The following is a 6,068-nucleotide window of genomic DNA, read 5'->3' on the forward strand; positions in this document are numbered from 1 at the left end:
GATCTACTTCGTCTTCTCGATCAACCTGATCTGGCAGTTCCACCTGCACACCGAGAAGATCGAGAAGCTCCCGCGCTGGTGGGAGTTCATCTTCAACACCCCGTCGCACCATCGCGTGCATCACGGCTCCGATCCGATCTACCTCGACCGCAACTACGCAGGAATGCTGATCATCTGGGACCGGATGTTCAAGTCGTTCCAGCCTGAGCTGCATCGCCCGACCTACGGGCTGACGGTGCCGGTCGAGACGTACAACGTGTGGTCGCTGCAGTACGGCGAGTACAAGCGCATCTGGCAGGACGCCCGGCGCGCCACGCGGCTTCGCGACAAGCTCGGTTACGTGTTCGGACCGCCCGGTTGGGCACCGGGGCAGCCAGCCAAGACCGTCAAGCCTTCTTGACCACGCTGGACTTCAGCTGCATGGGTCCGAACCCATCGACCTTGCAGTCGATGTCGTGGTCGCCGACGCCGTCGACGAGGCGGATGTTGCGCACCTTGGTGCCGACCTTGATGGACTGCGCCTGACCTTTGACCTTGAGGTCCTTGATGATCGTCACGGTGTCGCCGTCGGTCAGGACGGTGCCGTACGCATCCTTGATCTGCGCTTCGGTCGCAGCGGCCTCGGCTTCGGCTGGCGACCACTCATACGCGCATTCAGGGCAGACGATCAGCTCGCCCATCTCGTAGGTGTATTCGCAGGCGCAAGAAGGACAGGGTGGCGGGTTCATCGGATCAGGATAGAGCGCATCGGTCCGGCTTCTATGTGATCCAGGCGTGTGGCAAGAATGGGTACATGAGCACAGAGGTGAAACGGACCGTACGTCTCGACATCGACGACGCCATCTGCACCATCACGATCGACCGTCCGGAGGTGCGCAATGCCGTCGACGGGCCGACGGCGCTGCAGCTCCGCGATGCGTTCGAGGAGTTCGAGGGCAATGACGATCTCGCTGTCGCCGTGCTGACTGGCGCTGAGGGCACATTCTGCGCCGGTGCTGACCTGCAGGCTTTCGACGACTCATCTCGCCGCAACGAGCTGGATCCCGCCGGTGGGGGAGACGGTCCGATGGGTCCCTCTCGTATGGAGCTCTCCAAGCCAGTCATCGCTGCCGTCGCCGGTCACGCCGTCGCCGGTGGTCTCGAGCTGGCGCTCTGGGCCGATCTGCGGGTTGTCGAGGAGGACGCCGTGTTCGGTGTGTTCTGCCGACGCTGGGGTGTCCCGCTGATCGACGGCGGAACGGTACGTCTGCCGCGCATCGTCGGCCAGGGCCGCGCGCTCGACATGATTCTCACCGGACGACCTGTCGGCGCGCACGAGGCGCTGCAGATGGGGCTCGCCAACCGCGTCGTACCCACGGGTGAATCACTGACAGCGGCGTTCGATCTCGCTGAGCAGATTGCTGCTTTCCCCGCAGCCTGTATGAAGGCTGACCGCGCCTCGGCCTACCGCCAGTGGGATCTGCCCCTCGACTCCGCACTGCGATCCGAGGGGGCAGCTGGCGTGCACATGCTGATGTCCAACCCCGATGCGGCGGATGGCGCCAGGGCGTTCAGCGAAGGTGCCGGCCGCCACGGAGAGTTCTAGGACACGCCCTAGCGCAGCGACGCGGCTGACGAGGCGAACAGGGCGACGCAGAGGTCGACGACCTCGTCCTGGGTCAGGTCGAGGTCCCCGTGCAACCAGGCGGTCAGTGTCTCGCCGAAGCCGCCGACGAGGAATCGCGCGATGGCATCGAGACGGGTCGTGCGATCAGTCTCATAGAACGACTCGGCCTGTGCCGCGAGCAGTCCCGCGAACATGCGGACCATCTCGAGGCGCTTGGCGGCGAGCGCCGGATGCGTCAGAGCGATGTTGAAGATCAGCCGTCCGCGACGGGGATCAGCGGCGAGGTGCGCAACGATCGCGCTGATGCCCGTGCGGATCCGCTCCTGCTCGTCGTCGGATGAAGTCGTCAGGGCTGCGAGGGTCTCGTCCACGAGGTGCGTGATCACCCGCTCGTAGACCTCGACCGCGAGCGCGTCGCTGTCGGCGAATGACTCATAGAAGTAGCGCGCAACGACCCCGGCCTGCGCACACACGCCGCGTACGGTCAACGACACCGAGTCGTCGGCCGATCCGAGTAGATCAAGGCCCGCTTCGAGCAGCCGTTCGCGGCGCTCGGTGGCGCGCTGATCGGCGTTCACGCCGCCGTAGGGGCGGATTGACGCTGGCGTGCTCATACGTACATCTTGACACGTGCGTGTGCGGAGTGTTCCATAAGTGCTAACACACGTTCTCAGATTTGGAGCAGCATGGCGACCGCGACAGTCCTGCCCGACGATCATCGGCTGCGCTACACGTTCGACCCGATGATGCTGCAAGGCGCGACAGCCAACGTGATCATGCAGCTGGCGCTCAAGCCGGTCGGCTATGGCGTGATCTACGGCAAGGTCGACAGCGGCAACGTGTTCAAGCACCCGATGAAGCGGCTGCGCACGACGCTGAGCTATCTCGCGGTGGCGACGCTCGGCACCGAAGCAGAGATCAACGCCTATCGCGAAGCGGTCAACGAGGTCCACAAGTACGTCAAGTCGCAGCCCGGCGCCGAGGTGAAGTTCAACGCGTTCGACAAGGACCTTCAGCTCTGGGTCGCGGCGTGCCTCTACATGGGCTTCAAGCTCGGCTACGAGGCCATGCACGGCGAGATCGATGAGGACGTTGCCGACTACATCTACGACGAGGCGGCCAAGCTGGGCACCTCGCTGCAGGTCACGCAGGACCAGTGGCCAGCTGATCGCGATGCCTTCGACGAGTACTGGGAGCAAGGTCTCGCCAAGTGCGAGATCGATGACGTGACCCGCGAATACCTCTGGTCGCTGACCAATCTCAAGCAGCTCCCGGCCTGGGTGCGCTGGCCATTCGTACGCATGAGCCGCTTCTTCACCATCGGCTTCCTGCCTCAGGTTCTGCGCGACCAGATGCACGCCAAGTGGACTGACAAGCAGCAGAAGAGGTTCGACCGGTTCTTCCGCATCTGTGGTCGCCTGACCCGCTTCTCGCCTCGATTCGTGCGCGAGTACCCGTTCAACCTCTACATCTGGGACGTCCGTCGCCGGATCAAGAAGGGCAAGCGGCTTCTCTGAGCAACTGGATGGCACCGCCGAATTGGAGCAAGGGCCCGTGGTCTGGCAGAATGACTCCTTGCGTCCGGTACGCGTGAGGGCCCTCTCTCCCACATGCTCCGGCACACAGATTTCGTCGGCCGTGTCCCCACGCGGCACCGGCAAGTCACCACATACAAGATTCTGAGGAGACACCACACTCGTGGCAGTCAAGATTCGCCTGAAGCGCATGGGCAAGATTCGCACGCCGTTCTACCGCATCGTCATCGCCGACTCGCGCACCAAGCGCGACGGTCGTGTGATTGAAGAGATCGGTACGTACAACCCCAAGGCCGACCCGTCGATCATCAACATCGATGGCGACCGTGCCAAGTACTGGCTCGGAGTTGGCGCTCAGCCGACCGAAGCCGTCGCCGCACTGCTCAAGATCACCGGCGACATCGGTGGCAAGAACACCATGAAGTTCGCAGAGCCCAAGCGTGACAAGGAAGAGATCTTCCAGGAAGCGCTCAAGGAGCTCCACAGCGACAACAAGGCTGACGCCGTGACTCGCAAGGCTGCTGCCGCCAAGAAGGCTGCCGCTGCCGCTGAGGACGAGGCGAAGGAAGCCACCACGGCCAAGAAGAAGGCTGACAAGGTCGAGGCTGACGCCCCGGTCGAGTCGCCCGCCGACGAGACTCCGGCTGCTGAGGCAGCGCCCGCTGAAGAGGCAAAGGCTGAAGAGCCTGCCGCTGAGGCTGCGCCCGCCGACGAGGCAAAGGTTGAAGAGGCTCCCGCCGACGAGGCAAAGGCTGAAGAGCCTGCTGCCGAGGAAGCACCTGCTGACGAGGCAAAGGCCTGATCGTGGCCGCGCCCATCGTCGAGGTCATCGAGCACCTGGTCGCCGGCATCGTCGACAATCCTGACGACGTCAACGTGCGAGCCAAGCAGACACGCAACGGTGAGCTTTTCGAGGTCCGGGTCAATCCCAGCGACCTCGGCAAGGTCATCGGACGTCAGGGTCGTACCGCAACCGCCATCCGCAAGGTCGCTGGCGCGATCGCCGGCAGGGGCGGCGCGCGCATCGATTTTGTGGACGTCGACCGCCGGAACTGACTCATGCAGGTCGTCATCGGCCGCATTGGTCGAGCCCACGGCATCCGCGGTGAGCTCAACGTAGATATTCGAACTGACGAGCCCGAACGGCGTTTCGCCGCGGGCTCGTCAGTCATTTGTGGCGACCGCACGCTGACTGTTGCGAAGTCGCGCCATCACAGCGGCCGCCTGGTCGTCTCGTTCAAGGAGATCGCCGATCGTACGGCCGCCGAAGGCCTGCACGGCAAGATCCTCGAGGCCGAGATAGATCCCGTCGAGACGCCGGACGACCCCGACGAGTTCTACGACCACCAGCTGGTCGGACTCGAGGCCCGCAGCGGCGACGCTGTCGTCGGCACCGTGACGGGCATCGTCCACGGCCCCTACCAGGACACCTTGACGATCGAGATCGACGGCCGCGAGGTCTTCGTGCCGTTCGTGACCGCGCTGATCCCTGAGGTCAGCGTGAGCGGTGGATACGTGACGATCAACGAGATCGAAGGTCTGCTCGACCCGGACAAGGCCGAGAGGGCCGACGGATGAAGATCGACGTCATCTCGATCTTCCCGGCCTATCTCGACGCGCTGCAACTGTCGTTGGCAGGCAAGGCTCAGGCAGCCGGGCTGCTTGAGATCGCCGCACATGACCTGCGTGAATTCACCCGAGACAAGCACCGAAGCGTCGACGACACCCCGTACGGCGGTGGCGCCGGCATGGTGATGAAGCCCGAGCCCTGGGGTGAGGCTCTCGATTCCGTGACGAGCGACGAGTCGGTCATCATCGTGCCGACACCGTCGGGCGAGGTGTTCACCCAGCGGATGGCCGAGCGTCTCAGCGGTGAGCGTCACCTGGTTTTCGCCTGCGGACGCTATGAAGGCATCGACCAGCGCGTCATGGAGCACGCCGCGACCCGGTGGCGGGTCGAGGAGATCTCCCTCGGTGACTTCGTGCTCAATGGGGGAGAGGTCGCTGCGCTCGCCATGATCGAGGCCGTCGTACGGCTCATCCCTGGCTTCATGAGCAATCCCGAGTCGCTCGTCGAGGAGTCACACGGCGATGATGGGCTGCTCGAGTACCCCGTCTACACCAAGCCCGCGTCCTGGCGAGAGCTCGACGTGCCCGAGGTCCTCTTGTCGGGGAACCACGCGGCGATCGCCGCCTGGCGGCGCGAGAAGGCAGTCGAGCGGACACAGGATCGTCGCCCCGATCTACACGGCGACTGACTCGCCGCCACACAGCATTAACACACGCGGCTGTGCCGTAACACGACCGTAATGCTGCAGAAAGCCCGAAATAACCTCTGCCCGTCAGGATGCAGGTGCTTCCTCGCGCAGCAAAGACGCTGCCGTGGTCCTGAATCTCCAATCGATGAATGAGGTAATTATGGAACCGGGAACAATTTGGCTGCTGCTGTGTACAGCGCTGGTCATCTTCATGACGCCAGGCTTGGCGTTCTTCTACGGTGGACTGGTCAAGGCCAAGAGCGTCGTCTCGATGATGATGCTCAGTTTCGGTGCGCTCGGTCTGATCAGCGTCCTGTGGATCCTCTACGGATACAACATGGGTGTCTTGAGCGACAGCGGCGACGACCTCATCCCTGGGGTCCTTGGCAACCCGTTCGGTGTCGACGGCAATGACTTCGGTCTGTACACCTTGGTCAAGGGTGACGGCAACGCTCTTGGATGGGTCGCCTTTGGTGGCTCGTTCGCGATCATCACGACGGCGCTCATCTCCGGCGCCATCGCCGATCGAGCGCGGTTCTTCCCATGGATGCTGTTCGCCGGAATCTGGGCGACGATCTGCTACTTCCCGGTCCAGGGTTGGGTCTGGGCGTTCAACGACGAGGGCATGACCGGCTGGATCGGCAAGTTCGGCTTCGGTGACACCGCCAC

8 protein-coding genes and 2 pseudogenes are annotated in these 6,068 nt (G+C 63.6%); 8 read left to right on the forward strand and 2 right to left on the reverse strand.

All coding sequences use genetic code 11. The annotated features are described in order from the left end of the window. On the forward strand, positions 1–400 hold a 400-nt coding region (locus V6M39_RS05950), incomplete at its 5' end, for a sterol desaturase family protein (RefSeq protein WP_332642829.1). Here V6M39_RS05950 and V6M39_RS05955 read toward each other — a convergent pair. Then, positions 387–728: a zinc ribbon domain-containing protein YjdM gene (locus V6M39_RS05955; RefSeq protein WP_332642830.1), complete on the reverse strand. Its 342-nt coding sequence runs from the start codon at positions 726–728 to the stop codon at positions 387–389. The two genes, V6M39_RS05950 and V6M39_RS05955, sit on opposite strands and share 14 nt — an antisense overlap. Before the next feature lie 65 nt (positions 729–793). Between V6M39_RS05955 and V6M39_RS05960 the strand changes: the two genes are divergently transcribed. After that, positions 794–1,585 carry a crotonase/enoyl-CoA hydratase family protein gene (locus V6M39_RS05960; protein ID WP_332642831.1) on the forward strand — a complete coding sequence of 264 codons (792 nt, stop codon included), beginning with the start codon at positions 794–796 and terminating at the stop codon, positions 1,583–1,585. Between the two features lie 8 nt (positions 1,586–1,593). Here V6M39_RS05960 and V6M39_RS05965 read toward each other — a convergent pair whose 3' ends face one another. Then, on the reverse strand, positions 1,594–2,220 hold the full coding sequence (locus tag V6M39_RS05965; RefSeq protein ID WP_332642832.1) for a TetR/AcrR family transcriptional regulator: 627 nt from the start codon (positions 2,218–2,220) through the stop codon (positions 1,594–1,596). A 72-nt stretch (positions 2,221–2,292) separates the two neighbouring features. Between V6M39_RS05965 and V6M39_RS05970 the strand changes: the two genes are divergently transcribed. The 6 genes and pseudogenes from V6M39_RS05970 to V6M39_RS05995 form a co-directional block, all read left to right on the forward strand. Then, on the forward strand, positions 2,293–3,123 hold the full coding sequence (locus V6M39_RS05970) for an oxygenase MpaB family protein (RefSeq protein WP_332642833.1): 831 nt from the start codon (positions 2,293–2,295) through the stop codon (positions 3,121–3,123). 181 nt (positions 3,124–3,304) lie between these two features. Further along, positions 3,305–3,748: pseudogene (gene rpsP, locus V6M39_RS05975) on the forward strand (30S ribosomal protein S16); the annotation flags it as partial. Between the two features lie 197 nt (positions 3,749–3,945). Continuing rightward, complete coding sequence (locus V6M39_RS05980) at positions 3,946–4,197, forward strand: RNA-binding protein (protein WP_309971031.1); 252 nt, start codon at positions 3,946–3,948, stop codon at positions 4,195–4,197. A 3-nt stretch (positions 4,198–4,200) separates the two neighbouring features. Then, positions 4,201–4,719, forward strand: a complete 519-nt coding sequence (rimM, locus tag V6M39_RS05985; protein WP_332642835.1) for a ribosome maturation factor RimM — start codon at positions 4,201–4,203, stop codon at positions 4,717–4,719. Further along, positions 4,716–5,399, forward strand: a complete 684-nt coding sequence (gene trmD / locus V6M39_RS05990; RefSeq protein ID WP_332642836.1) for a tRNA (guanosine(37)-N1)-methyltransferase TrmD — start codon at positions 4,716–4,718, stop codon at positions 5,397–5,399. The genes rimM and trmD overlap by 4 nt, the downstream gene beginning before the upstream one ends. 145 nt (positions 5,400–5,544) lie before the next feature. After that, a pseudogene (locus tag V6M39_RS05995) lies at positions 5,545–6,068 on the forward strand (hypothetical protein); the annotation flags it as partial.

This window comes from Aeromicrobium sp. (genome assembly GCF_036675695.1).
In the GTDB taxonomy this organism is placed as follows: Bacteria; Actinomycetota; Actinomycetes; order Propionibacteriales; family Nocardioidaceae; genus Aeromicrobium.